Annotated in this window: 21 protein-coding genes and 1 pseudogene; 7 read left to right on the top strand and 15 right to left on the bottom strand. The window is 60.6% G+C overall.

Annotation, left to right across the window (positions count from 1 at the left end):
- Nucleotides 1–3: 3 nt before the first annotated feature.
- Nucleotides 4–336, bottom strand: a complete 333-nt coding sequence (locus G4D79_RS33425; protein WP_223304551.1) for an HNH endonuclease family protein — start codon at nt 334–336, stop codon at nt 4–6.
- 159 nt (nt 337–495) lie between these two features.
- On the opposite strand from G4D79_RS33425, the gene G4D79_RS33420 reads away from it, so the two are divergent.
- From G4D79_RS33420 to G4D79_RS33410, 3 genes are read left to right on the top strand one after another with little or no spacing between them, the layout of a single operon-like run.
- On the top strand, nt 496–1,671 hold the full coding sequence (locus tag G4D79_RS33420) for a tyrosine-type recombinase/integrase (RefSeq protein ID WP_058037612.1): 1,176 nt from the start codon (nt 496–498) through the stop codon (nt 1,669–1,671).
- Nucleotides 1,664–3,823, top strand: coding sequence for a site-specific integrase (locus tag G4D79_RS33415; protein WP_083291452.1), 2,160 nt, complete (start codon nt 1,664–1,666; stop codon nt 3,821–3,823). Before G4D79_RS33420 ends, G4D79_RS33415 begins: the two co-directional genes overlap by 8 nt.
- Before the next feature lie 18 nt (nt 3,824–3,841).
- The gene (locus G4D79_RS33410) at nt 3,842–4,240 is read left to right on the top strand and encodes a DUF6262 family protein (protein WP_047270891.1); all 399 of its coding nucleotides are present in this window, start codon (nt 3,842–3,844) and stop codon (nt 4,238–4,240) included.
- Here G4D79_RS33410 and G4D79_RS33405 read toward each other — a convergent pair.
- Both G4D79_RS33405 and G4D79_RS34885 read right to left on the bottom strand, forming a co-directional pair.
- Nucleotides 4,137–5,039 carry an HNH endonuclease family protein gene (locus G4D79_RS33405; RefSeq protein WP_070160272.1) on the bottom strand — a complete coding sequence of 301 codons (903 nt, stop codon included), beginning with the start codon at nt 5,037–5,039 and terminating at the stop codon, nt 4,137–4,139. The two genes, G4D79_RS33410 and G4D79_RS33405, sit on opposite strands and share 104 nt — an antisense overlap.
- An 80-nt stretch (nt 5,040–5,119) precedes the next feature.
- Nucleotides 5,120–5,290 (bottom strand): annotated as a pseudogene (locus G4D79_RS34885) (HNH endonuclease); the annotation flags it as partial.
- A 116-nt stretch (nt 5,291–5,406) separates the two neighbouring features.
- Here G4D79_RS34885 and G4D79_RS33400 point away from each other — a divergent pair.
- The 3 genes from G4D79_RS33400 to G4D79_RS33390 are packed head-to-tail and all read left to right on the top strand — an operon-like array spanning nt 5,407 to nt 9,313.
- On the top strand, nt 5,407–6,513 hold the full coding sequence (locus G4D79_RS33400) for a tyrosine-type recombinase/integrase (RefSeq protein WP_073512087.1): 1,107 nt from the start codon (nt 5,407–5,409) through the stop codon (nt 6,511–6,513).
- Entirely contained in the window at nt 6,510–8,717 is a 2,208-nt protein-coding gene (locus G4D79_RS33395) for a site-specific integrase (RefSeq protein ID WP_099696970.1), read from the top strand. Before G4D79_RS33400 ends, G4D79_RS33395 begins: the two co-directional genes overlap by 4 nt.
- A complete protein-coding gene (locus G4D79_RS33390) occupies nt 8,714–9,313 on the top strand; it encodes a DUF6262 family protein (protein ID WP_073511952.1) in 600 nt (199 codons plus the stop codon). Before G4D79_RS33395 ends, G4D79_RS33390 begins: the two co-directional genes overlap by 4 nt.
- A gap of 38 nt (nt 9,314–9,351) precedes the next feature.
- Here the strand turns inward: G4D79_RS33390 and G4D79_RS33385 are convergent, their stop codons facing one another.
- The 3 genes from G4D79_RS33385 to G4D79_RS33375 form a co-directional block, all read right to left on the bottom strand.
- Entirely contained in the window at nt 9,352–9,954 is a 603-nt protein-coding gene (locus G4D79_RS33385) for an HNH endonuclease family protein (protein ID WP_374223460.1), read from the bottom strand.
- 516 nt (nt 9,955–10,470) lie between these two features.
- Nucleotides 10,471–12,957, bottom strand: a complete 2,487-nt coding sequence (locus G4D79_RS33380; protein ID WP_308252631.1) for a site-specific integrase — start codon at nt 12,955–12,957, stop codon at nt 10,471–10,473.
- On the bottom strand, nt 12,954–14,213 hold the full coding sequence (locus G4D79_RS33375; protein ID WP_011133407.1) for a site-specific integrase: 1,260 nt from the start codon (nt 14,211–14,213) through the stop codon (nt 12,954–12,956). The genes G4D79_RS33380 and G4D79_RS33375 overlap by 4 nt, the downstream gene beginning before the upstream one ends.
- 270 nt (nt 14,214–14,483) lie before the next feature.
- On the opposite strand from G4D79_RS33375, the gene G4D79_RS33370 reads away from it, so the two are divergent.
- A protein-coding gene (locus G4D79_RS33370; RefSeq protein WP_214514849.1) for an IS3 family transposase occupies nt 14,484–15,652 on the top strand; the annotation gives its coding sequence in 2 pieces (ribosomal slippage) (nt 14,484–14,742 and nt 14,742–15,652; 1,170 coding nt in all).
- A 318-nt stretch (nt 15,653–15,970) separates the two neighbouring features.
- On the opposite strand, the gene G4D79_RS33365 is transcribed toward G4D79_RS33370, so the two are convergent.
- The 9 genes from G4D79_RS33365 to G4D79_RS33325 all read right to left on the bottom strand — a co-directional run bounded on the left by G4D79_RS33365 (nt 15,971) and on the right by G4D79_RS33325 (nt 25,285).
- Nucleotides 15,971–16,783, bottom strand: a complete 813-nt coding sequence (locus tag G4D79_RS33365) for an A24 family peptidase (protein ID WP_214514971.1) — start codon at nt 16,781–16,783, stop codon at nt 15,971–15,973.
- Entirely contained in the window at nt 16,755–17,438 is a 684-nt protein-coding gene (locus G4D79_RS33360; protein WP_214514970.1) for a hypothetical protein, read from the bottom strand. The genes G4D79_RS33365 and G4D79_RS33360 overlap by 29 nt, the downstream gene beginning before the upstream one ends.
- Nucleotides 17,439–17,885: 447 nt before the next feature.
- Nucleotides 17,886–18,215, bottom strand: a complete 330-nt coding sequence (locus G4D79_RS33355) for a hypothetical protein (protein WP_214514969.1) — start codon at nt 18,213–18,215, stop codon at nt 17,886–17,888.
- Nucleotides 18,216–18,248: 33 nt separating this feature from the next.
- On the bottom strand, nt 18,249–20,474 hold the full coding sequence (locus G4D79_RS33350; protein ID WP_083954826.1) for an FtsK/SpoIIIE domain-containing protein: 2,226 nt from the start codon (nt 20,472–20,474) through the stop codon (nt 18,249–18,251).
- A complete protein-coding gene (locus G4D79_RS33345) occupies nt 20,471–20,686 on the bottom strand; it encodes a hypothetical protein (protein WP_190287676.1) in 216 nt (71 codons plus the stop codon). Before G4D79_RS33345 ends, G4D79_RS33350 begins: the two co-directional genes overlap by 4 nt.
- A gap of 314 nt (nt 20,687–21,000) precedes the next feature.
- Nucleotides 21,001–21,645 carry a hypothetical protein gene (locus tag G4D79_RS33340; protein ID WP_214514968.1) on the bottom strand — a complete coding sequence of 215 codons (645 nt, stop codon included), beginning with the start codon at nt 21,643–21,645 and terminating at the stop codon, nt 21,001–21,003.
- 275 nt (nt 21,646–21,920) lie between these two features.
- On the bottom strand, nt 21,921–22,553 hold the full coding sequence (locus G4D79_RS33335; RefSeq protein ID WP_214514967.1) for a hypothetical protein: 633 nt from the start codon (nt 22,551–22,553) through the stop codon (nt 21,921–21,923).
- Nucleotides 22,554–23,016: 463 nt separating this feature from the next.
- Nucleotides 23,017–23,625 (bottom strand): hypothetical protein, encoded by a 609-nt coding sequence (locus G4D79_RS33330; protein ID WP_047269939.1) that lies wholly within the window; start codon nt 23,623–23,625, stop codon nt 23,017–23,019.
- 16 nt (nt 23,626–23,641) lie between these two features.
- Nucleotides 23,642–25,285 (bottom strand): M23 family metallopeptidase, encoded by a 1,644-nt coding sequence (locus G4D79_RS33325; protein ID WP_214514966.1) that lies wholly within the window; start codon nt 25,283–25,285, stop codon nt 23,642–23,644.

The following is a 25,285-nucleotide window of genomic DNA, read 5'->3' as shown; positions in this document are numbered from 1 at the left end:
CTGTCATTTCTCCTTGGTTATCGCCGGATCCAGTCCGCACGCAAGTGAAGCGCTGTGGAGGTCACCGGTGGTGACGCTCAGCGCGTAGTCGCGGGCGACTGTCAAATAGCGTGCCGCATACTCGCATCCGTACGCAGCATTGGGGGGCATCCATTCATCGAGCCCTTTGTCGGATTTCTTCCCGTTCGTGGATCCGTCCACGGCCATCAGGTTGCGGTCGATGTCGTTGGCAAACTGGATTCGTTTATCGACAGTCCACTTCGAAGCACCCATTTTCCATGCTCGGGCAAGGGGATACACGTGTAATCCGTAGCTAGTAGTTAGTGCCGTTGACATCATCCTGAGCTTCCTTCCACAGATTCGGGACATGTGGGCGACGGTGTTATCTGCAGGTAGCGAAGTACGCCGATGACACCGCAGACACGCGCCGTTCGGGTGCCTCGAATTAGGCAGCGCCGGGCGTAGCTTCGACTTCAGACGAACGGGAGCGGGCTGATGGCTACAGCGCAACGTGTCACTCTCAACGACGGTACAACGACCTGGACGGTGATCGACAGATCGTTCGGTCTCGTTGAGCCGGTCGAGGCCTACCTCGAGTACGGGCGGCAAATCGACTTCCGGCCGAACACCACCCGCGCCTACGCACAGAGCCTGGCCCAGTGGTGGTCGTTCCTGGAAGTGACCGGCACGTCGTGGGATGCGGTGAAGCTGCACGACTTCGGCGACTTCATCTCGGCCCTGCGCTACGGCGAGCAGGACTCGCCGATCCGCGAACTCCGCCCCCGACCGACGCTCAGCGACAGCACGGTGAATCTCCGCATGCGCGCAGTGATGAGTTTCTACCGCTACCAAGCCGACAGCGGAACAGACGCTGCGCCGTTCCTGTGGAAGCAAGCCCACGTCCGATCCGGCCGCTACCTCTCGTTCCTCGAGCACGTGGCCAGGCGAGCGCCACAGAAGCGCGCCGCCATCCGAATCCGCGCCGCCCGCAAGGCCATCCCGGTTCTGGCGCCGACCACGATCGACGCCCTCCAAGGCGCCGAGGCCACCTACGACCCAACACTCGAGGAGTGGAGAGGTGACCTGCGATATCGGTTCCTGTGGGCAGTCCTGGCGGAATCGGGCATGCGGATCGGCGAAGCCCTCTCGTTGGAGCACCGCGACTGGAACACCGGGATCGGCGGCAAGAGCGCCCGGGTCGCGATCGTGAGCAGGCCACACCCGTACGGCCTGTCCGCCAAGTCCGGGGAACGCGAGGTCCACATCGGGTCGCGGCTCGACCGGCTCTACGCCGACTACGTGTGGTGGCTGTGCGACCGAGGCGCCGATGTCGCCCTCGATGATTGGGACAGCAGCTACATCTTCTGCAACGTGATGCGGAACCCGCTGTTCGCGCCCCTGCGTACCGAGTCGGTCTATGCGCACCTGCGCTCGATGAAGCATCACGACACCGCCCTCCCGAACCTGATGACACCGCACTGGTTTCGGCACACCCACGCCACCGCGCTGTTGCTGGCGGGGAGTCCCGTCCACACCGTCAGCCGCCGCCTCGGACACGCGAGCGTGCAGACCACGATGAACATCTACGGCCACGTCACCGAGGACGCCGAGCTGGCCTCGGTAGCGAATTGGCGCGAATACGTCGCCGGATGGGAGTACCCGAATGTCTAGCCCAGCAACCGATCCCGCCATCACGTCATGGTCGCGCAGCCCCAAGAGACTGCACCAGATCGACCCGGGGTTGGCACTAGCGGACATGTTCGACCTCACCATCGCCCGCAGGCTCTGGGACTCTCTGCCCGAAGAATGCCGCAGCGATCACTTCGACAAGAAGACGATGCCGGCGCACTACCGACCGGCGATCCGCGAAGTCAACGTCGGCGGGAGCTGGACCTCCTGCTACCTGAACTTCCGCGGTTTGCCGGAGCCGATGACCTGGGAGATCGCCTGGATCATCCACCGGCGCATCGAGCTGGGTCACTTCGTCCGCGTCATCGAGACGAATGCCGCCTTCATCCTGCTGCGCGCCGCGATGAATCACGACGACGAGTGCCGGTCGGCGCAATCGCTGCTGCACCGTTCGCCTGACGAGTGGGTGCGATCCGCACGGAAAGCACAGATGCGCGGTGCGAAGATCGGCGAATCTGCGTTCAAAGGCGGCACCTACCGCCTCGGGCACATGGCCGCCGTGCTCGGGTACGCCTATCACCGCGGCCCGTGGTGGGAGCTGAACGTCTGGAATCCCAGCCTCGACCCGAGGGTGCCCCAACGCGACCACGAACCGCAAGGTCGCACGACAATGCACTTCACCAACCTGACCAGCCTGTGGTTGCGTGAAGGAGCGAAGTACTGGCTTTCGGCGGGCCTGACCACGGAGCGGTACTCGTGGAGCACGGTCAAATCGCGCCTGGACGCCCTGAAATGGCTGCAACGCTACATCGACACCACCGCCGATCAGGGCCCGTGCCTGACAACGGACCCACACCGCCTGCGGGACTTCATCCGCGGCTTCTGCGACATGCTCCTCGCACACCGCATCGAGTCCGGGGTACGCGCGGGCAAGGCGCTGGCGACGAACCCACGCCGCCAGATCATGACCGCGATCGAGCAGTTCTACCAGTTCATGTATGACCACCGGGATGAAGCCGCCACCGAACTCGGCATCAGCGCCTGGGCCACTCTGCGACCCGAGCACTGCGTGCTGTTCCGCCCCGAGGACAAGCCCCGCTTGGCCAACGTCAAGGCACACGACATGGTCCTCGAAGAGGATGTCATGCAGCAGATCGCCGAGGGCAGCGGCCTGCTCGCACAGCCTGTGAAGGAGGGCGGGCTCGGCGACCTGCAAGCCTTCCACATCCTGATGCTTCTGCTGCGCACCGGACGTCGCGCCAACGAGGTGCTGATGATGGACTTCGACCCGCTCGAACCGATCCTGCACAATCGCACATACGGTGATCCTGACAGCGCGGGCTTCGTCGCCCGGATGCGGTATCAACAGACGAAGATCGAATCGAACGTCGCACCCACGATCCCCGTGGACGAGGAGATCGTCACGATCATCCGAGCCCAGCAAAAGCACGCCCGAGACATGATGGCGCACTTCGGAAACTCTGACGTAACGCCGAAATACCTGTTCCTCTGCGCGAGCCGAAACCGACTGGGCGACAAGCCTTACCCGCTTCCGACAATGCATCTGCGGTTCAGCAGGCTCACCAGACTGCTCAACATCAGAGACTCCGTCGGCCGTCAGGTCGCGGTCTCCAAGACACACCGCTTCCGGCACACCGCCGCGACCAACCTGATCAACGCTGGAGTGCCGCTTCACGTCGTGATGCGCTACTTCGGTCATGTCTCCCCGGACATGACCTTGCACTACGCCGTGACCTCTGCGCAGACCATGGAGGAGGAATTCCTCCGATACAAGAAAGTCACCCGCGACGGCCGCACCGCCTCGATCGACAGCTCCGACCTCTACGATCTGATCCAGCTCGACAAGCGAGCTGACCGCATTCTGCCCAACGGTTGGTGCACGCTCCCACCGAAACAATTGTGCGATAAGGGAAACGCCTGCCTGTCCTGCTCGAAGTTCGTCACCGACTCCACTCACGCCCCGCAGTTGCGGACCCAGCTCACCGACACGGAAACCCTGATCGAACACCGGCAAGCAGTGTTCACCGCGAAGTACGGCGCCCCGATGGACGAGACGAACATCTGGCTGCAAGGCCGCCGGATCGAGGTCGACTCGCTCAACCGGATCCTGCTCTCGATCAACGATGTTTCCGCCGCCGACAAGGCCGTTCGCGGCCCCGGAACCACCACCTAGAGCAAGGAGAACAAGCCCGTGCCCGAACACCTCACCGCCGCAGCGCGACAACGCCACACCGAGACCAGAGCGCGCGCGGAAGCGGCTCTGCTGGCACTCAGCAATGCAGGCGAGCCGGTCACCTTCGCGGCCGTCGCTCGCCGCGCCACGGTCTCCACCGACTTCCTCTACAACCAGCCCGACCTGCGCACAAAGATCAACGACCTCCGCACCAGGCGCCCGCACCACCGAACAACTCCGGAACAGATGTCCGAACGCGAACGGCAGTCCGCATCGTCCGCGGTCAGAGCACTGTCCTCGCAGCTCAAGGAACTCAAACGCCGGCACGCCGAAGAGCTCGGCGAGCTGCGCAAGGCGCTCGCGGTCGCCCACGGCGAGAACCTCGCGCTGCGGCGACGACTCGCCGACTCCCGCTAGCGCCCTGAGGGTAATCGGTTTCGCTGCTCGTCCACGAAACACGACCCGCCGCCTCGGCATTGGAGGGAAGCGCCAGGCCGGGACACGTCGACAGGACAGCGGCAATCGCGTCTTTCTCCGCCTTGGTCACCCACAACCGATACCGGAGTTTGACCGCGACCTGACGAGCCACATAAGCACATCGGAACGCCTTGTTCGGAGGAAGCCACGAGGCGGCATCGGAGTCACTCTTCGCCGAGTTCGGAGCCTGCGTAGTGGCGATGAGATTGAGCGGATCATTCGCCAGGTCGACACGTTCGGCGGCAGACAACTGCTGCGCGCCCTTCTGCCACGAATCACCAAGGGCGACTACATGCTCGATCGGGACGAGTGGCGAAGTCGTCTCCCCGCGAACGAAATTCACCGTGGTCCCGGTATACGGATCGTGAAGGACTCCCGACTGCACCACGCACGGCGGCGCGGCCACACCTGAGCGGCCCTTGCACGTGACGTCCATAAGGTCACGGGAGAGTATGTCCTCGCGAGTGCTCAGCGAGTTCCCGCCCCACATAGCGGTGTTCGTATCAGTCCACGCGGCACCGAACTCGCTGCGCGCATACCCCGTCTTCGGCGCACGACCCTTCACCGCAAGCTGCTCCAACGCGGACAGTGCCTCTTCAACCTGCGCACCAGGCGCAGCGGTCTCCGACACCGGAGCGGCGAATACCGTCCCGCCATCAGCAGGAAGGGCCGAGCAACCAGAAACAGCGACAACGAACGCCGCAGCCACCGCCGCGACGCCGCTCACGCTCTGGCCCATCGCACTGCCACCACAGCCATCAGCGGCATGACATCGACATAATGACCAGCAGAAAGAGGAAGACTCCTTGACAAAGCTGCTGATAACACGTGATCGATCTGGACTGCAGAAGACGTGTCCTGGCCGCGGGCGAACGCGATGGTCTTGTTCGTGTACGGGTCACGGAGCGTACCGGTTTGGACCGAGCAGCTTTTGGAGCCGTCCTTGAATGTCAGGTCGGTGAGGTCACGCCGCAGGATGTCGTTGCGAGTTATCTCTAGCGCCGTATCAGGAGAAAGGCACGGTAGGCACGGCGTGTCGGTGGGCCTGTCCCTCGTGGTTATCCAATAGCGTCTATGTCACAGGTGGGACAGCCATAGGAGTGGCGATGTCGTGTGCTGTAGAGAAGGTCATTTCACTGACGACGGGGCAGTCGGGTTGGGTGATCGTGGACGAAGAATCCATGCGCCCGGTCGCGGAGGCTTCCGAGTGGGTGCTGTTCATGCAAGGCGCCGGAAGGTCACCTCAAACAATCCGCGCATACGTTCCTCGGGTCTGTTGGTTCTTGAACTGGACTGCCGGTCGCGGACTGGATTGGCACGAGATTCGTGTAGGTGAACTCACTCGTTTCAAATTCGCCGTCGAACACACCCCAACCGTCCACCACCGGCTGCGCTCCGGCAGATCGGTCAACGCAGTGATGACTGCTGTCGTCGAATTCCTCAGGTTCTGCGGAATGCGTGGATTGGTCTCCGCAGATGTTGTTTCTGGGCTGTCCCAGCCCAAGTATCTGGCCTACGCACCCCGCGATTTCCACGAAGGTGAATCCGGTCAGCATCGGCTGATTCGTGCCAGAACCCTCAAAGCGCCGGAAGTCGTAAAGCCTCCGGAAATTATTACTGAAGAACAGTTTTCGCATGCTCTGAACTCCGCGAACACCGAACGAGACCGTTTTCTGGTGCTGTTGCTGGTTCGTTCCGGACTCCGAATCGGAGAGGCATTGGGTTCGCGCCGTAGCGACCTGCATTTCCTTCCGACCTCGGTTCATCTGGGATGCCAGGAACGTGGACCTCATGTTCATGTTGTTCGGCGTGAAGGCAATTCGAACGGTGCCCGCGCTAAAGGACAATCCCGAGTCGTACCGGTCAGCGACGAGGTGGTCACTCAGTATCGCGAGTACCTTCTCGAACGAGACAGCGTGCCCACCGCAATGACCTCGGACTTCGTGTTCGTCAACCTTCTCGGGCATCACGCCGGTTCGCCGATGTCGTATTCGAACGCAAAACAGATTGTGGAAAGGATCGGCAACCGTGCCGGTTTCCGATTGCGGCCCCACATGTTCCGGCATACGGCAGCCACAATCTGGACGCGCAACGGCACCGGTATCGACGTGGTTCAGTCGTTGCTCGGTCATGTGAGCCGAGCATCGACCGCGATCTATCAACACCCCGACGCGGAGGACCTGAGGGCGGCAGTGGAAAGAGTGGGCATATGAGCATCACCGCTCTACCCGTCCAGTCGAGAGCCCTCTCGACTGGAAACGAACAGACCTGGAAAGCGTGGTTGATCGAACGAATCGACCCGCAATGGCGAGTCGCGGAATGGGATTCACGCCGACAGGTATTCACCGGAGACGTCGACAACGAAATGACAGCGGTCTATCTGTGCCGAGTCGACCAATGCATGACGGTCGTGGAAATCTTCGACCGCCGTTGCAGGCGGTGCGAACGCCACCGCAAGCTCAACGGGACCTCACCTTCATTCTTCGACCGGACATTCGACCCCGATTCGGTTCCACGAAGAGACGAAAAAGCCTTTTCGAAAGTCGATTTCGAACTCAGTGAGGTGAACGGCACTGTTGCGGCGGAGATTATTTACGGAGTGCAGCAGCGTGACCGTGATCAGATCATCTTGGTTCCGATGCGGATCCGCAGCATAGTTTCCCACCTCCCACCGGATTGTCGCTCACTGCTCGATGTCGCCGGAAATCGCCAGTTCGAGAAGGCACTCGGAGCCGCAGCCGGTGGTGTGTTCCGGTCGTTGGTCACCCATCTGCAGCGGGCGCACGTCGTGTACTCCGGTACTGATCCCACCATGGCCGACGTGTGGAAACCTGCCGTCGTGGGCCTGCAAGCTGCTCCGGACCGGCGATACAGTGCGGCCGGTGGCGTTGTGGACTTCCGAGAGATCAGACAGCGATGGCTTCGAGAGATCACCAAACAATTCGGCCGCGAGGTACGCCCACCCGTGACGACACTGCGGCATACCGTTCATGCCGCCGAAATCGCTTCACGGCAACTCTCGCTGCGCACGAACGGCGATCACCCCGAACTACTCGACCACGGTGACATGAGCGCTGTCGTCGAGGGTTTCCGCACCAGCGCCGATCGAGAGGGCAAGCCCCATTCCTTCACCCATCGAAGATCATTGCTCGGGTGGTGGCGCCGACTTCTCGAGTTCTCACGCCGCACGGGCGCAATGGATGACATCCCCGGCTCCTTCGCACTCGATCTGCGTTCGCACACAATTGCCCAGGTCGAGACCAGCGAGGACGACTTCGGACGCACGATCCCCGAACATGTCATCGCACAACTCGATCAACACCTCGAGCTGCTGGGTAGGCACTCCACGTACTCCGCGCCGGGCTGGAACCCTGACGACTACGCCATGATGTATCAGACGGTCTACCAGATCATCCGGGACACCGGTCGACGCCCGAGTGAAATCGTCGGGCTCAAACGCTCATGCCTGGACTGGGTCGACGGCAAGCCCACACTCGTCTACGACAACCGTAAACGTCGCAGAATGGGGCGTAGATTGCCGATCAGCACTGCAACGGCAACCGTGATCGACCAATGGCTCGACCACCTTCAATCGCTGTCCGTTCCGGACACACTGTGCGACTGGCTCTTTCCCACGCCAGGAACCCGCAACAACATTCGCCGCGGGCACTTGAGCGGTGCGCAGTTCGGGTCCCGGGCCTTCGCCATCTGGATCGATGCAATCCCGGAACTTGTCGACGAAAGACTCGACGATGACGGAAACCCAGCTCTTTACGACAGATCAATGATCACTCCTTATGGATTGCGGCACTCCTACGCTCAGCGGCACGCTGACAACGGGACGCCGGTGGACGTCCTGCGTGAATTGATGGATCATCGCAGCGTCGACACGACCATGGGATATTTCTCCGTCACACTCAAACGTAAACGCCAAGCCACCGAGGAGATTTCGAAGTTCGCGATCGACAGACACGGACGACCGGCGGGATTCACGTCGGTAACGGAGTACGAGCGACAGTCGGTGGCAGTACCCTTCGGAAACTGCACCGAACCCTCGAACATCAAAGCCGGCGGCCAACACTGCCCGATCCGATTCCAGTGCGCAGGATGCTCCTTCTACCGACCGGACCCGTCCTACCGGCCCGCAATCGAGCAGCATCTCGCAGAGCTGCGCACAGACAAAGAAACTGCAATCGCCACCGACTCCGCGTCGTGGGTGATCACCAATTTCGACGCCCAAATTCACGCGTTCACGGACGTCATCTCGTCGATGGACGCAATGCTTGCTGACCTGCCCGCAGACCAGCGTGCGGTCATCGACGATGCCTCCCGCGAACTGCGGAAAGCGCGGACCGCAGCTGCCTTCATCCCGCTCGAGTCCGTAACCACACACACGAACGAGGACGAACAACGATGACTGCCGATGACCGTGACATACGAACCCAACGGCTCATCGCCTCCCGTCGACGTGACAGCGCTGACAAACAACGCAGAACGCTGACAGTCATCGCCGACCTCTCGTCCGCTGGCGAACGCATCAACATCAGCGAAATAGCTCGCCGCGCAGGCGTTTCTCCATGGTTCATCTACAACACCGCAGCAATTCGAACCGCCGTCGAACGCGCCACCGAAGAGCACTCCCACACCGCCACCAGAAGCAGCGCCGGACGCACGTCCGCCACGGCGGACAGTCTTCACGCCGAACTGTTGATGGCGCGTGAGGAAGTTCGGGCGTTACGAACGGACCGCACCAAGCTCGAGACCAAAGTGCAACTCCTACTCGGCAACCAACTCGAACACCTGCCACACGACACACTGCTCGCCCGTATCCACGAGCTCGAACAGATCGCAGCCGAGCTGCGCTCGGACCTCGACTCCGAACGCAGACGCGCCGACACCATGACAACACGAACCGAAGAACTCCAGGACGAGCTCACCGCCGCCCGCGCCTCACTCAAAAGGATGGTTCAAAGCGTTTCTCCAGCACGACGAATCGACGCTATCCGGACATGAATACCTCAGTGGGCATCGCGCCCACTCAGAACTGTGAATCAACACGCGGACAACACGGCAGACATCGCGTCCTTCTCTGCTTGAGTCACCCACAGGCGGTAGATCGACTTCACCGTGATCTGCTTCGAGACGTAGGTGCATCGGTAGGATTTGTTCGGGGGAAGCCAGGATGCGGCATCGGAATCAGACTTCTTCGCGTTCGTCGGCCCATCCACCGGGATCAGATTTCGGGGATCGTTCGCCAGATTCGTGCGCTCCTGAAGACTCAATTGTTGCGCACCCTTCTGCCACGAATCGCTCAACGCGACCACATGGTCAATCTGAACCGCAGTCGAAGTGTCCTGTCCCCGAACAAAATTGATGGTCTTTCCAGTGTAAGGATCAGCCAACGTGCCAGAGAGAACAACACATAGCTTCTTTCCTTCTTTGAAGACCACATCAGTCAGCCGCGAAGCCAACAGATTATTGCGCGTATCGCACCCGTCATGCCCGAACTCCACATCGACATCATCAGACCAGGCTTGACCGAATTGATCTCTGCTGTAACCAGTTTTCGGAGCACGCCCCTTCACCGGAAGCGTCTCCAACAGCGCGACGGAGGAAGCCACATCAACATCGTGCTGACCGACAGGGCTCTCCACAGACAACGATCCTGCTGGGACCACATCCGCCAACGTCGTACTGCAACCGGACATCGACAATCCAACAAAAGCAGTGACGGCAACCAGTAGGGAACGGGAACGCACCAAACGACTATGCAACGTGAAACTCCTAAATCATATGCAGTGCAGAGGATCTACACTCTTATCAACAAAACTCATGAGGATGATTGTCGGGAAATCCCGACATCAGACCAGTCGTGCCACACATCCTCCGAAACCAATCAACCGGCCACATGCGTGTTTGAACATGCCATCGTCCCTATCTGTGCGGTCGAATCAGCCGACTGCCACACGAACTGACCATCGTCACTCACATAACTCACACCGTCGACATCGAACAATGGAACCCCTACCAGCGAGGTTTTGAGATATGTCAAAAATGCGTGCAGATAATGCGAGTATCGCAGCCGTCGTGGCCGCCTGGTCCCTCGTAGTCATCGGTCCACGCAGGACCAAAGCTGCAGGATTCTCTGAACAAGAATTCAAGCTTGGTAATCATGTGGAAGTCCTTCCCGAGATCGATCCGAATCCAGGCATTCCGAGGTCAGTTGTTGCCGATCCTCGTTTCATCGTGGCATCGACCTGTGCGAGCTTGTCCCTGACTCCGGTGTAGCTGACCTGCAGTCCTTCGACTTCACCCAGCCAGCCTTCCTGTTTGGCTTCGATGATGCGGGCTTCGAGGTTGTCTCGGATTTCTTCGAGCCTGCCTCGCTGCGTTGGATCCGGCCGCAGGAGTGAGCATCTGACGCAAGCATGCTCATGGATGCAGGGTGTGCCGAACGACCGTGCGCAGGTCCCGACCGATACTTTCCGCTTCTCGAAATGAGACAAGAACGCATCCCATTCCTCGTCGGTCGGTGTCCGGTATTCCTCACTGGGTCTCATCGAACGACGACGCGCGATGAACGCTCGATGCGCTTCGATCGTTTCCGAGGGGTAGACGGCCTTGTAGCCCATCGTCGTGTCAATTGTCTTGTGCCCGCAAATAACCTGTGCGATATGGGGTGGCAGGCCGTTCATGATCGCGTCGGTGACGAATATTCGCCGGAAGTCGTGGGGCTGAAACATCAACGGATCGCCACTGGCATCGGTGAGAGCTGCCACGGTGAGCGCATTGATGAGGAGCTTGCGGACGAAACTCGGTGGGATCGCTCGGCGTTCGTTTCCGATTCCCCGCTGAAAGAGCAGCGGCATCGGCGGATTCCACAGCTTCTCCTGCGTATCGTAGGCAGCCACGAGCGGTATCGATCCGTTGGGTTGCCGCGAACGCTGAACTACCGCACTGAGGACTTCCGCAAGCTCGGGACTGACCAAGATCAGCCGCTCGGTATCGGTCTTCGATGGAGCTATCTGCAGCAGCGGAACCAGTTCACCGGTACTAGGTAGTCGATATTCGGTGATGCTGTGGTGACTGAGCTCGAGGAGCTCTTCATGACGGATACCGCTGAGCCGCAACACTTCGATAGTGGCGAATGCCCAGAATGCTTCCTCGTCCTCGTAGGTGAGATCGCGGCGAACACCGGTAACAGTATTGTCGGCCCATACGACGCGGCCAGTTCCCCGAAGGATCAAGGATCGTCGCAGTTCTCCGTCGGTTCCCGCGATCACCTCACCTGGTTCGGTGTTCTGCGCCGCAACAAGTAGAGCCGCTGCGGCCGCGCGGCGGTCAGCGGCGGACCGAACCAACTGAGACAGGACAGGCAACCGCTCGCGAGTGCGCTGATCCATCCGCGCTTTACGGTGTTTGAGTTCCTTGCCTCTTTTGACCTCGGCGTCACTGATCGGGCAGGGCGCCACCCACTGCGCCCAGCGTGCCGGATCTTCGACGGCCCAGTGCGCGAGGTCGAGATAGAACGCACGCACTTGCAACAGATTGTCTTTGTAATTCTTTCGGGGCGAAGTTGTTTCGTGCTTTCGTCCCGCCGCGTCGACGGCGGTGCGTGTGATCGATCTCAGGTCGTCCTTCCATGCTCGGGCAACGTCAGGCGGCAGCGCCAGGGTGTCGATACCGGGGGCGAGTGTCTCGACGCGGCTCCAGAACAGCCCGGCGAGCCCTCGGGCACGAGAGTTGAGACTGGTGTAGTCCAGCGCGGGTTGACGCTCGCGCAGATAGTCAATGAGCAGAGCTCGGATCGGTTGGTTCTCTATCGGGTAGCGGTCGACGAGTTGTTCGATCGTCAACTGTCCGACCGGAGCGCCGAACGCACGGATGCTGTGTGGTGCATCCTCGGGAAAGATGCCCATCGCACGTAGCCGCAGGTAGAAATCGATCTTCTTCTGACCGCGGCGGGAGTGCACCTGCGCCATCGTTTCGATCAGCTCCACACAATCGCCGACAGTGATCTCCGCGACCGTCCCGCCTTTGGATACCAGCAGAGTCGCGATTCTGGTCGCTGCGATTCGTGCATCGGCTCGCGAGGTATCCGGCTGAGTGGCAGCAAGCTCGTCCAACCGCGCGAATCCGTCCGGATCTCGCAGCTTCGCCATCATCGGCGCGAGAAACGGGTGCGCCCGAGAGAGCATCCACGGCAACTGCGGCCGGATCACGTCCAGGCACAGCAACATCAGCAGTCCTGCAGCCAGATCGTTGCGATCATGTCTGACAGGGCGCCCGTGTCCGGCAATCCATTCCACCGGGAGATCGGCCCAGGAGGCTGTCGCGCCGTAACGAGACCCGCGAATGTTCTCGGCGCCGCTGGCGAGCCACCGGGCTTGCCAGGTATCGCCGGGCACCGAAGCCAACCAAGTCAGTATCTTGATCACGCCCCGGTGCCGTCCGGCTCGGGTGGTGACCGCAGCCTCAGCAAGCACCGAGCAGTTCAGTCGGGCCTCGACCTCCTCAGCAGAGGCAGCGGTGTGCGGCCACCAGAGTTCACCTTCGCGTGGTGGAAACTGTTTGTGCAGTTGGCGAATCCTCGAATGCGGCACCGGTGTGACCTCGAAGCGTTCCGGGCGGGTCATGTGCTTGACGGCAGTGCTCACAACGGCCTCCCGAACAGCACGCTCAACGCTGCCGGATCGTATCCAGGAGCAGGAGGCGGCGACGGAGCCCGCGGATGTTCCCGCTGATCAGCAGTACGAGCGTGGTGGGCCAGGACGCTGGCGATCACCTCGTCCTTATCGGGTGTCAGATAAATTTCGGTCGTCGACAAATGTGCGTGCCCCAACACCTCTTTGACCTCCACCAAGGACAAGTGCGGGTCGTTGGCCATCCGCCTCGCTGCACTGTGACGTAAGTCGTGCAGAGTCCAATCCGAACCGAGGGTAGCATTCGCACGCTCGAACATCCGATGCGCCGCATGGTAATTCAACGGGCGGCGAGGCCTTCGCAGTGTCCACCACAACGGTTGCATCCGTCCGAGTGGCACCTCGCCCCGCAACTGCTCCTGATACAACCGCAACCAGACGAACGCGTCCGCCGACGCGGGTACCTGCTCCACCGCACGTGTTCCCTTGCGCACCACAGTAATCAACTGCTGCCCCGGGTCGACATCGCACTCGCGGACTCCCAACAGCTCCGACGCTCGCACCCCCGATGAAATCCAGAACGCCACCAACGCCCGGTCCCGATCCGACGACAACGCCGCGAACAACTTATCGAACAGATCCTCGGGAATCGCTCGGGGAATCCGCTGCGAGACCCGAGGCCGGTAGCGCCCCACACGCTCAGGTGCCCAATGATCCATCGGATTGTGGTGCGCATGAGCCCGTCTCGACCGGCGAGAGAGATCGAGAGGGAACGGATTCAGAAGCGGGCCAGTCCCCGCGTCCCGATGAAAATCGTAGAAACTTCGCAGCACCGTCTCACTGTGCGCCACTGTCGCCGGCGAGTACCCGGCCCCCAGAGCCGGTTTGCCGGTGACAGGATTCGGCGATGCCGCAGCAGTAGCAGCCGCCTCGGCGCTGGCCGGCACCACTGATCCTTGTCGTGCCTTCGCCGTCAACTGGATCCAACAACTGAAATCGCGGGCATCGACCCGATCGGCACGATCCCACGCCACGTCCACAGCGTGAAGGAACCGCCACCATCTGAGCAGATCCATACCGTACGAACGCACCGTCGCCACCGACCTCCCGGAAGCGATCAGCTCCCGGAAGAACACCTCGACGGACTCCACTCGTTCACCGTCGCTGCCCTGCAAGACGTAAGGCTCCGCCGCCTGACCTGTCGCTATCAACCGACCCACTCGGGCCACCACAAGCCCCGACAGATCTCTCGAACTTTCCCCTTCGCTCATGTCCGCAAGCTACCGACCCACATCGACCCCACCCCTTCAGACCTGCACCATTCGGCATTTAGTTCAGTCAACGGGGCCTCTCCCTTCCCACAACCCCTCTGGTAGCCCGAAACGTTCGGAACGTCGTCTACGACCGACGAGCTCTCGATTAGGCCCGCGACTTTCACCGCGCTCTGTAGAACCTCTGCGCTCGGGACCTGGGGAGGTACAGCAGGTGGGGTGTACCAATAATCTTGGACAGTGACTCTCGTTTTGAGAGAGGATCTGTTTGTGTCCGAGACTCGCCGCCAGTTCAGTCCGCAGTTCAAGGCTGAAGCTGTGCAGATGGTTGTCAGTCTGGATCGTTCGACCGCTGATGTGGCTCGTGATCTGGGGATAAACGCCGGAACGCTGGCGAACTGGGTCAATACCTGGCGTAAGAAGAATCCCGACCCGGCGACCGCAACCGAACCCGTGGAGGCTGCCCACGTGGCAGAGATGCAAGCCGAGATCCGCCGGCTGCGGATGGAGAACGAGTTCCTGAAAAAAGCCGCGGCCTTCTTCGCGAGGACTCAACCGTAGCCGAGCGCTGCGCGTTGATCGAAGTGGAGAAGGCCACCTATGCAATCGGCTGGATGTGCATGTTGATGGGCGTGCCACGCTCGACGTTCTATGCCTGGCGCAGCCGGGTCGAAACACCGGCGACGGCGCGTCGTCGGGACCTCGCCGACCACGTCAGGCGTGCATTCATTCACTCCCGCAAGACATATGGGTGCCGGCGAATCACCGCCGCGCTCAACCGCGACGATGTCGAGGTCAGCGTCGGTACCGTCGCGGACATCATGCGTGAGCTCGGCCTGCGTGCGGTTCAGCCCCGTGCTTACAAACGCACCACCGTCGCCGGTGACGGGCCTGTGGTCAGTCCGGACCTGATCGAGCGGGACTTCACCGCGCCCGAACCCGGACAGCGCTTCGTCGGCGACATCACCTACCTGCGCACGGGGCAGGGTTGGTTGTATCTGGCGACCGTGATCGATCTGGCTACCCGGATGGTGGTCGGGTGGCAGACTGCCGACCATATGCGCACCAGTCTGGTCGTCGACGCCCTGACGATGGCGATGCGTGGCGGCTACGTCTCACCGGACGCAGTATTCCATTCCGATCGCGGAAGTCAATATACCTCAACAGGATTCGCCGAGTTCGCGAGGAAGAACGCGATCAGAACCAGTGTCGGTCGCACCGGTGTGTGCTGGGACAACGCCGCCGCGGAATCCTGGTTCGCGACTTTGAAGAACGAAATGTACTACCAGCAATCGTTCCAGACCCGGAGCCGGGCACGGTGCGCCGTCGCCGAATACATCGAGGTCTTCTACAACCGGCAACGACTTCATTCAACCCTCGGCTATCGACCACCGATCGAAGCATTCAACGAATACCGACAGGCAGCAGCAGCTGCATAACCGACGAGGACCTGTCCAAGATCCTTGACACACCTCAAGGAGCCGCGTCCGGATAGGTGGCCAGTGCAACACCTGCCGCGACAGCCGCTCCTGCAACCCATGCCATTGCCTTGGATCTACCTGAGATTTTCACAGTGCCCTCCCCGATCAGTTTGTTGGTTCGGACCATAACGACGACCCATTACACTTTGGACACCCCATTTTTGAGATATAGCCGTTAACCTGCGAAGACAGCAAAAAAAGATCCTCTGAACACTGGCGGTTCAGAGGATGATGTGAGTATGGATCTTTCGGTTACCAGACGAGTTCCGGTTCCATTCAACCGTTCAAGGCGAGGGCTAGCGCACAACCCGCGACAAGACCCGGGCCGGCGGCAATTTCTCGCGCTGTCTCGGTTGATCGAGTTATGCGCCTATGAATGATCGCGCCGATCGCCACTGGGAACAAGACGATTACCGGCCAAATCAGCCCGGCAACTACGCTCGGCCAACCCTGATATCCGAGCACAAATCCTAGACTCAGGCTTAACCTGACGTCACCCAATCCCACCCCTCCCCTCGTGGCCCACGCGACAAGCAGGTACATCAGCGCTGTCGCGAAACCGCCCACGACCGCACGAAGGATCGCTGACGCGTCTGAATCAAACAGCCCTGCAACGACAATCAGCAAAAGCGTCAGTGCTGCTGCGGTGTAGGCGGCGGAAGTCGGAATTCGCATCGTTGCTTGATCAATGACCGCACACCACACAGCAATAGTCGATAGTGCCAAGACGGCAGGCAACGCTGCTCCCATGTTCGCGAATTCTGTTGTCAAAAGCCAGAAAACGGCCGTGAAAATAGAGGCAACGTGGGTAGCTGCGCTGGTGACTTCGAAGGGGATGTCCGCATCGCTGCACCAGACAGTGACAGCGGTTCGCAAACCGCGCGACGCCATCACGGAGCAGATCAGGGTAATTCCCACGACAAGTGCGCCAGAAACAACACGATTTTGGGCGTGGAGTGCCTCAGCAGTGCTATCCAAAAGTGTCACGACTCCCGATGCAAAGAGGACAACGAGAAGAGAGACAAGAACTCGGATGATGGACGACTGTGCTCGCGCGGCGCTACGCAACATCCGAAACACTCTCGCCATGAGCGGCACTCTTCGTTCGCATTCGAGCACGATAACGGACCAGTCGTGAGTTGGCTGTTCGCTCGTCGCAGCTGAGGACGTCGGCCAGTCGCGCGACGGGCCACTTTTGCGACAGCGCCACCTTCACGATCGCCTCTTGATCTGCGAGGGTGAGATTGACGGAGCGCTCCCCATTCAGACGACGTTCGACGGCAACAGGATCGAGCGATTTGAGACCGCGGGGCCGGTGCGGGCGGGCTCGATAGTCGTCGATCTCATCGTCATCCCACGCCAACGGAGGCGCCCAACCCTGAACATCGCGCGCCCAATCTCGAACTGCGGGATTCGGAGCTTCCGATGTCATCGAAAGCTCGTCGTAGAGACGATCGATCGACTCCCATAACGCAACACGAATCAAACCCTTCTCCGGCAAGGATTCCAGTACTTCCTGCGAAACACCCAGGCGCTGTGCCAGATCACTGAACGGGAACCCCATCGCGACCAGCGCACGGATGCGTCGTAGCGCACCCACGCCCGGAGTCCTCGTCCGATCGTCAGAAGGGTGAAACGTCACGGCAAGCACTCGTTGCGCGACGGACGCATCGATCGACTTTTGTGTCTGCGAACTGATCGTAGAAAGCGCCTTGAGACTGACCTTCGCCGAGCGCGCGATCATGCGTCGAGTCAGTCCGGCTTTTTCAAGAACTTCCAGATGCCGGCGCGATCCGTCGGAATTGAAAACCGTGGTGGACCTCAGGCGGCGGGAGGTTGTCCTAAACGTCCCGCCGCCGGAGGAGGAGCGACGTGAAACGTCGTCCAACCGGGTTCTGGAGTCAGGGGACCAACCCGTTCTCACAGACTCCGGCTCCGTGGACCGGTAAGCCGGCCTGCTCTCCACTCTAGCGGTGGAAGTCGGCAGCGGAAACAGCCCATCGTCTTCGTAGGTCGGCGAAGTTGGGGTGCACGGCACAGAAGGCATGCGTGAAACAGCGTTATCCAAGGACATTGGATTCTCTTTTCAAATTGTGTGTGCACGGATGGTCAGTCCGTGTCTCAACTAGCGATTCGGACGATACCGCAGTCCGGACCTCGTCGTCCAGGGCAGCCGATGGGAAGCGGCCGATCACAATCTGTCCCCCGATGCGAGCCGGCGATCGATCCGGCGATCGTGCAGAGCTCGGAGTGCACTGAACCCACACGCCACTGCAGCAAGCAGGACTGCAATAACGATGACGAGTCGAGGAAGGTCAACGCCGCCGATCTGGCCAGGAAACGTGAAGAGTGGCGACTCCGACGCGGCGACAAGAATTTTGTGCTCGACCAGCCACGTCAGCGAATTGCCCCACCATCCAGGTACCAGGGCGATAACGAGCGGGACAGCAAACGGTGCCAGGCACATCAAGATGAGAATGTCCGAGTCCGACAAGGTGTTTCGAGAATTCGAGTTTGACATGTACTTGTCCTTGACTAGTGAAGTGGTTGCGGTTCAGGCGAATTCGAGAGCTCGACGGAGCGAGACCTCGCCGTCCTCGGGGACCGATAGGACGCCTTCGGAGTCGCCGTCTCCGCGCCAGGTGATGGCGTAGTGGTCCTCGTCGAATTCGTCCGGGCCAGGGTCGCTGTCGACCACGGCCCAGTGGTCGGTGTCCTCGTCGACGCAGATCAAGTCGCCTACCTGGATGTCCCCTGGCGAGCTCACGGCCGGTTCGCTGAAGCCTTCCCAGTCATCCTCGACAACGTCATCGGCAAGCAACTCCGGAACGACAGTGAGTTCGGGCCGAGCGTGGGCAGACTCTGCAGCGTCAAGGAGATCTTTGGTGCGGGGTAGCCGCTTGGAGTAGATTCCGAGAATTTCGAGCGGGGTGGCGCCTCGGGCGGTATCGCGCGACCTTCCTTTGGCGCGCAGCGCAACTGGATCGCTGTAGGGATGGTCCTCTGCACGGCCCCACGGCGCCATCGCGTAGTTGTGAAATCTCAGTTCCACTTCTTCGGAGTCGCCTTTGTCGATGTCGACCTCGTCAGGTTCGGGATCGAGAATCAGCAGGCGCGGATGGCGAGCCACCGCGGGACGAAGAACCTCGAAAAGCTCGTAACCTTCATCCCCCGGGCCCACCTTGCGTGGATCCGGTGTGCGATACGTCTGGATCTCCACTGCGTCATTCGCGTCGTTAACTGTGGTGGCGCGACCGCGGCATCCCCGTGGAATTGAAGTGCCGATACTCATCGACTCCCACATCATCTGCGCACCTTGTGGTGAGAGCCTGCCCATGGAGACGCGCATCCGGAAGTTGTCGCGCATGTCGCCACCGAAATATTCGGCGTCCGGGCGCTGGGTGCCGAGAACCATATGCACCCGGGATGTTCGACCTTTACGGGCGATCGATCCGACTTCCTGCAATGTACGAGGCTTGGTGGGATCTCCCTTGCCTTTGATCATCGAGTACCAGTTGAGAAGGTTGCCGCGGAAATCTGCGAACTCGTCGATGAACAGCACCAAAGGTTCGAAGTCGGTTTCTTGAGCTTCTCCGGCGATGATCGCTGCGTATCGCTCTTCCATGACTTGCCATGCACGATGGATGACAGCGACTTGATGAGCGATCTGTGCCGCAACGATCTGTACATTCGGCCAGTCTTGGAAACCGAGGAATTCGACTCCCTTGCCGTCTACGACCCATACGATCCAGCCGTTGGCCGTGACCTCGGTTAAGACAGTGTGAGCGGTGACTGTCTTTCCTGTTCCGGAGGAACCGACCAGCATCATGTGTGGGTCAACGGCTGGCCGCCAGTACATGACGTGACCGTCTTCGTCGATGCCGTAGGGAATCTTGACGCTGTCGTAGTTGATCAAGGGGTTGTCATCGGAAAGAACTGGAGCGGGGTGCCACACGTTCTTTTCGAAGTTCGGGCGGACCTCGAATCGAACTGTGTCCTTTTCCAGTTCCCATTTCGCGCGCCACCGCCCTGACAGCAACCCGGAAACTGTGCGCTCGATTCGGTTGCGATACCCCGACGGCGCTATTTTCGTTCCGACTTCGTGGCTTGCTTCCAATGCGCGCAACTCGCCCGTCACCGGATCGAACTCCGTCTTCGTGATCTTGCCGGTGGGTCCGAGCAAGGTCAGAACGGTGCGTTTCGCACGCGCGATGCTGGCGGCTTCCTCAACAGTCTTTTCTTCGCTGGCGCGAGTCGGAACGAAGATGATTCGCCGGCGCCGAGTGTCGTGCTTTTGCAATCGGTACTCGCCCCACGCCTGACCGGAAAGCACCTCGTTGATACGCGCAATGAAGTGCTCGTCGAGCGACAATTTCGCCGACGCGTATCGGATCACGAGGCGCCCAGGACGCCCAGGCCACCCCCGCGCATCCCACCGGCTGGCTTTGATTGTTTCCCGACTCGGCGCGGCAAGTCCTAGCTGAGGGCTGAGCTGTTCGATCGCACGGTCGACCTCGACGTCACGCATTTTCGCGCGATAACCCAGTGCCCCCACGCCGACTGCGGTCGCGCCGCCAGCCGCGGCGATCGGCACCGCCCATGCACTCTGATCGATGATCGAGGCGAGACTGGCGAACACTGCGCCTCCGGCGGCGGTGATGGCGGCGTTGCGCAACCAGGGGTGCGGGCGCGCTTCCAGTGGCGGGGACTGCGCGGCGATCTGGCGTGCGGAGGCAAGTTCCATCGCACGCGAAACGCCCTTTTCCATCGAGGCGGTCATGCCCTCACCTCCACAGCGGGAAGGCAGTGCACGCAAGAACCGAGGTGCACGAGCGTCGCCGCCGGCACATCCTTCGTCGCTTCGCTGCTCGGGTACGAGCGACTTGCCACAACTCGTGCCGAGTTACCCGTGACTCCGAACACGAGGACCGAGGTGATCATCGGTTTCTGCTTCGCATTGGCGATGCTTGTCGGACCCGTTGTGGTCGTCATCATTCGTACCTCCGTCTCGACGGGCCGGAATTTCGGCTCTCATAAGAGAGGAGGTTCGGATGTACGCGTTCTGTGACAGGGAAAGCGAAAATTTCTTTTTCGGTGGCGAGTTCGCCGCTGGTGGGAGATGACGGAAATGATCGCCCTTACCGCCGAGCGCGGAACGACAAGCGAGTCCTTTGGCTTAGCCGTGCGAGCCGTATGCAACACGAAAGCACCCAGGCAGCGCATCGATAGATGCGACGCCCGGGTGCAAGATCGAGTCTCTCAGGAGGGAGTAGTTGCCACTCGTTACTCAGTACGCAGCGTCTCGTTCAGGCTCCATCACCAGTCTTCGCAAACAACGACTGCCGATCGAAATCTGCAAAGGCCGCCTGTGAAAAGAGATTCTTCGCGGAACCAGTAGCAAGAAGGTGCACGCTTGCTGCTCCTCCTCTCCTCGCGATGGAGTCCCAGTCGTTCCGTACCTGCGTGGCTTCGACCGCGGAGTACGCAGAGTTCTTTCGCGTGTTCAGCTCCTCGAAGAACTCATCCAGCCCATCCACCAGTACGACGTGGGGCGTGACATCGCTCAAGGCGTCCCCAGTCAACCGTTGTTCGAGGCGACTATCGAGGAGCAGTCTCGCCTCGCGCAAAATGGTGCATGCTCCCACCGAGTCATCGAACGCGGCGTATGCATGAAGATCGAGGCCGCCGTGACTGCTCCGGAATACACCGTCGCGCGGCTCGATGATCGACATCCTCCAACCCTCAGCACAGACAGCGGTTGCTAGCGCTGTGACCTCGCCACACTCTGAGTGATGGGTAGCTTCCGTCCGGACGATGAAGTGGTGGGGATGCACCTCCGGAAGCCACAACTTGCGCTGATCCCCATCCTGTCCGTATTCGATCCCTTCGTGTGCCACAGAGACACCGCCTACACCGGATCCGGTCTTCGTCATTTTCGCTGTGGTCTTCACTGTTCCGTACCTCCGTCTCGATGAGCCGGAATTTCGGCTCTCATAAGAGAGGAGGTTCGGATGTACGCGTTCTGTGACAGGGAAAGCGAAACTCGCTATTCGGTGGCGAGTTCGCCACTGGTGGGAGGTGACGGACATGATCGTCTTGTCCCACATGCCAGGAACGAGAGACGAGTCCTTCTTCGTAACTTCGCGAGCTTGTGCAACGCGGCAGATCAAACCTAAAAGAACCTCGAGAGCGGGAACGCGTTGCCTCTCGCGACTCCGCGCCTAGTTCAGAGCCCATCGATACTCATCCAGAACCACTCCTCTCGATCGAAATCCGAGTAGACGGTCGACGACAAGAGATTTTTCGAGCAACCAGTGGCAAGGATGTGCACGCTTCCTCTCAATGCACCTCCCTTCCGGGCGATGTAGTCCCAGTCGCGTCGTACCTGCCTGGCTTCGGCACAGGAGTACGCGGGATTCTTTCGTGTGTTCAGCTCCTCGAAGAACTCATCCAGCCCGTCAACCAACACGATGTGGGGCGGGAAGACCGTGAACTGGTCGACGGACCCTGACAACAACTGCCCATAACGGGTTTGCATGAGCAGCAGCGCCTCGCGGAGAACGCCCTGCACTCCCGCCGAGTCATCGAATGCGGCGTGCGCCTGAAGATCGAGACCGCGGTTGCTTCCAAGCACACCGGCGCGCGGCTCAATGACAGACAGCGACCAACCCTTTGCGCACACAGCAGTTGCCAGCGCCGTCACTTCGTCTGCCTCTGAGCGACGGGCGCTGAAGTGGTGGGGATATTCCTCCGGCAGCCACACCTTCCCTTCTTTTCCGTATTCGATCCCTTCCTGAGCCACCGAAGCGCCACCGGCACCAGATCCGTCGCTGCTCACCGTTTTCGTAGGGGGATTCACCGTTTTCAACCTCCGTCTGTGGACGAGCCGGAATTTCGACTCTCACAAGAGAGGAGGTTCGGATGAACGCGTTCTGTGACAGGTCAGGCACCGACTAGGCCGCAGAGTGGTGGGTCGATGGTGGGCGCTTTGTGGGTCACGTGTGCCCTTCCGTTCGGCACCCGAGGCAAATCTCCTGGTTGAAAGGTTTCCGGTGGACACCCCCTTGACAGGGGAGGTACGCTCCGACGTGACGAGCTTGCGAGTCTAAGGACGGAGCGCATCCCCCCAGCCCGGGGCTATATTGCGCTATTGCCACAACTGCGTCAACACACAATCTCTCTCACGGTCAGATCCGCATGACCCCCTTACAGACGCCTTCCAATCGACCGTCAACGGCAAGTCTGTGAAGACACGAGAAAAAGCCGAGGCCACATCCATCGGATGCGGTCTCGGCCTTCTTGTTGGAATGTTCAGCGAATGATCAGTACGCAGTTTTCATCGGCTGGCAGGTACTGACCTGCCAACCTGTGGAGCTGTACTCCACTCGAATCGCCAGTTCGAGTCCGGTGTCGTAGGTGGCGATGAAGTCCGAAACAGAAGCTCCGGTGGAGTATTCGGTGAGGTCAACCAGTTGCGCCGGCTGCACCCGACGGACATCTGTGCTCGCGTAGCCCTGCGCCAGATGAGGTGTCACCCACCTGCTCACACGGTCGAACCAGTCAGCGCCGGGTGTGGTGAAGTCTTGCGCGAAGCCGCGGGCGACCACCCGGTACTGGCCGGCCACTCCCATCGGGGTGTTGTGGTCGGCGTCTGTGCCGTCACCGTGGTCTTCTTCCGCTTCGGTAGGAGGAGCCTCCGCCACGTATGTCGTAGTGGGTGTCTCCGAAGGCGTCGAGGAGTCATCTGGTCGATCGATGACCAGCGTGTAGAGCAGAAATCCGCTGATCAGAGCTATGGCAACGACCGCGAATCGATGTCGGCGTAGTCCGGCAATGACCACCTGTGAGCGTGGTGGTTGCTTCTGCTCGGTGGGTTCATTCTCCTCGGAGAATTCCTGGTCATCAGGGTTCCCCAGCGGTGGCAATGACATCACGTGCTTCTCTCTTTCAGGGGGTCAGGCCCATGGCTTGCAGATACGGCATCGGATCAGTGCTCTTGCCGTCCACCCGAACCTCGAAGTGCAAGTGGTCGCCGGTGGAGTCTCCGGTTGTGCCGACTCCACCGATTTCCGTTCCCGCGCTCACTTGGTCTCCGACCTTGACTTTGATTGCGCCGTCGACTTGGTGTGCGTATCGGGTCTCAGTGTTGCCGGTGGTGATGACAACACAGTTCCCGTAGCCATCGCCGACGTTGCTCGCTTGTGTGACGGATCCTCCTGTCACAGCGAAAATTGGGGTCCCGGAGGCCGCTCCGAAGTCGAGACCGGCATGCATCTGCCCGCCCGTTCCTGTTGGGTTGGAGCGGTAGCCGTAGCCGGAGGTGATCGTGTATTTGCCTGGGTCGACGGGTAGCCGCGCGTTTCCGTCACCGATCGCGCCGGCACCGGGCGCGGCGATCGCGGCATTGCCGTAGACGCTGACGTGCACATGGTCGCGGTGGGCGACGGTGTCGGTGCTGTTTCCTCCGAGCGGGTAGTCGTAGGGTCCCCAACTTCCTGGTTGCCCTACTGCGTCCTGGCTTCGTGTCCAGATTTTCTCGTACCAGATGACGTACTTGACGCCCAAGGCGTCGGCGTTCTTGACGACGAAGTCCGCGATCGCGTCGCCCTTGGCCCGGCCGGCGGGTGTGCGGTAGTCGTCGTCGCCCTCGGTCATCATCGCGTCGACGGCGCGACCTTCTTGATGATCCCGGTCGACGCCCGACGGGCGATCTCCGATGTTCGCCCAGGGCCGTTCTCCGAAGGTTTCGGTGATGCACCGCATCACTCGGAGGGCGTCTGGCGTGAGTCCCTTTTCCGCAGGGTTGTTGGTCGGTGCGCAGTCCATTGCCGCGCCGCCGCCGCACAGGACATCGGCAACGTCGAGCTCGAAACTGTCGCCTACGTTGACCGGGCTGTCGCCCACGTCCTGCGGTCCGCCGGAGACCGGCTTGTCGTATTGCGGGGGCAGCGCGGGTGCGTCTTTGCTTGCGCCTTTGTTCTCCGCGTACAGACGGCGAGCGATGATCTCGTCGTCGGCGTAGGCATCGGGGTACAGCGAAACTTGCACCTTCTGCGCGGCAACGGTGACCGGCAACGATTCCCAGCCGGGAACCTTTTTGAGAGCTTCGTAGAACTTGACCGCGGCGATCTGCGGGTTCATCAGCTCGTCCATCGTTCCCCACCACGGATACTGTTGTTGCAATGGATTGACGCTGCCGTGATCGTTGCCGACCGCGTCGTGCGGGTAGTTCAACGACTTGGCGACATCCATTTGATCGGCTGCCAAGATGCCGGTTCCGTCGTTCGCGTAGTTCTTGAATCCGGATTCTTGAGAGGCGGTGGAGAGCGCGACGATGATGCCTTGATCGGAGAAGCCCATCTGTTCGCCGACGGCAATGATCGTGCGGACGATCTCCGTTTGTTTTCCGGCGAGAACGGAGGGGTCGGTCGGTGCCACTTCGGCGCCGGCAGGCGCCGTGACTGCAGGCCCGCCGCAACTTGTCGAGGCATCCGACCCGCTGCGGAGCAGCATCATGATCGGGATGGCGACGATCATGACAGCGCCCATTACTGGAACGAGAGCGATCGCGATCCAGTGCTTGTAGTTCAT

The organism is Rhodococcus sp. WY5 (assembly GCF_018588185.1).
Lineage (GTDB): Bacteria > Actinomycetota > Actinomycetes > Mycobacteriales > Mycobacteriaceae > Rhodococcus_F > Rhodococcus_F qingshengii.
This window is presented reverse-complemented; position numbering and strand designations above follow the sequence as displayed.

Coding starts and splice junctions, on each gene's coding strand:
- G4D79_RS33425 (WP_223304551.1), bottom strand. CDS start 336: ATGTCAACGGCACTAACTACTAGCTACGGATTACACGTGTATCCCCTT.
- G4D79_RS33345 (WP_190287676.1), bottom strand. CDS start 20,686: ATGACGACCACAACGGGTCCGACAAGCATCGCCAATGCGAAGCAGAAA.
- G4D79_RS33355 (WP_214514969.1), bottom strand. CDS start 18,215: ATGTCAAACTCGAATTCTCGAAACACCTTGTCGGACTCGGACATTCTC.
- G4D79_RS33365 (WP_214514971.1), bottom strand. CDS start 16,783: ATGGCGAGAGTGTTTCGGATGTTGCGTAGCGCCGCGCGAGCACAGTCG.
- G4D79_RS33420 (WP_058037612.1), top strand. CDS start 496: ATGGCTACAGCGCAACGTGTCACTCTCAACGACGGTACAACGACCTGG.
- G4D79_RS33395 (WP_099696970.1), top strand. CDS start 6,510: ATGAGCATCACCGCTCTACCCGTCCAGTCGAGAGCCCTCTCGACTGGA.
- G4D79_RS33350 (WP_083954826.1), bottom strand. CDS start 20,474: ATGACCGCCTCGATGGAAAAGGGCGTTTCGCGTGCGATGGAACTTGCC.
- G4D79_RS33360 (WP_214514970.1), bottom strand. CDS start 17,438: ATGATCGCGCGCTCGGCGAAGGTCAGTCTCAAGGCGCTTTCTACGATC.
- G4D79_RS33400 (WP_073512087.1), top strand. CDS start 5,407: ATGTCGTGTGCTGTAGAGAAGGTCATTTCACTGACGACGGGGCAGTCG.
- G4D79_RS33405 (WP_070160272.1), bottom strand. CDS start 5,039: ATGGGCCAGAGCGTGAGCGGCGTCGCGGCGGTGGCTGCGGCGTTCGTT.
- G4D79_RS33330 (WP_047269939.1), bottom strand. CDS start 23,625: ATGTCATTGCCACCGCTGGGGAACCCTGATGACCAGGAATTCTCCGAG.
- G4D79_RS33325 (WP_214514966.1), bottom strand. CDS start 25,285: ATGAACTACAAGCACTGGATCGCGATCGCTCTCGTTCCAGTAATGGGC.
- G4D79_RS33375 (WP_011133407.1), bottom strand. CDS start 14,213: ATGAGCGAAGGGGAAAGTTCGAGAGATCTGTCGGGGCTTGTGGTGGCC.
- G4D79_RS33390 (WP_073511952.1), top strand. CDS start 8,714: ATGACTGCCGATGACCGTGACATACGAACCCAACGGCTCATCGCCTCC.
- G4D79_RS33415 (WP_083291452.1), top strand. CDS start 1,664: ATGTCTAGCCCAGCAACCGATCCCGCCATCACGTCATGGTCGCGCAGC.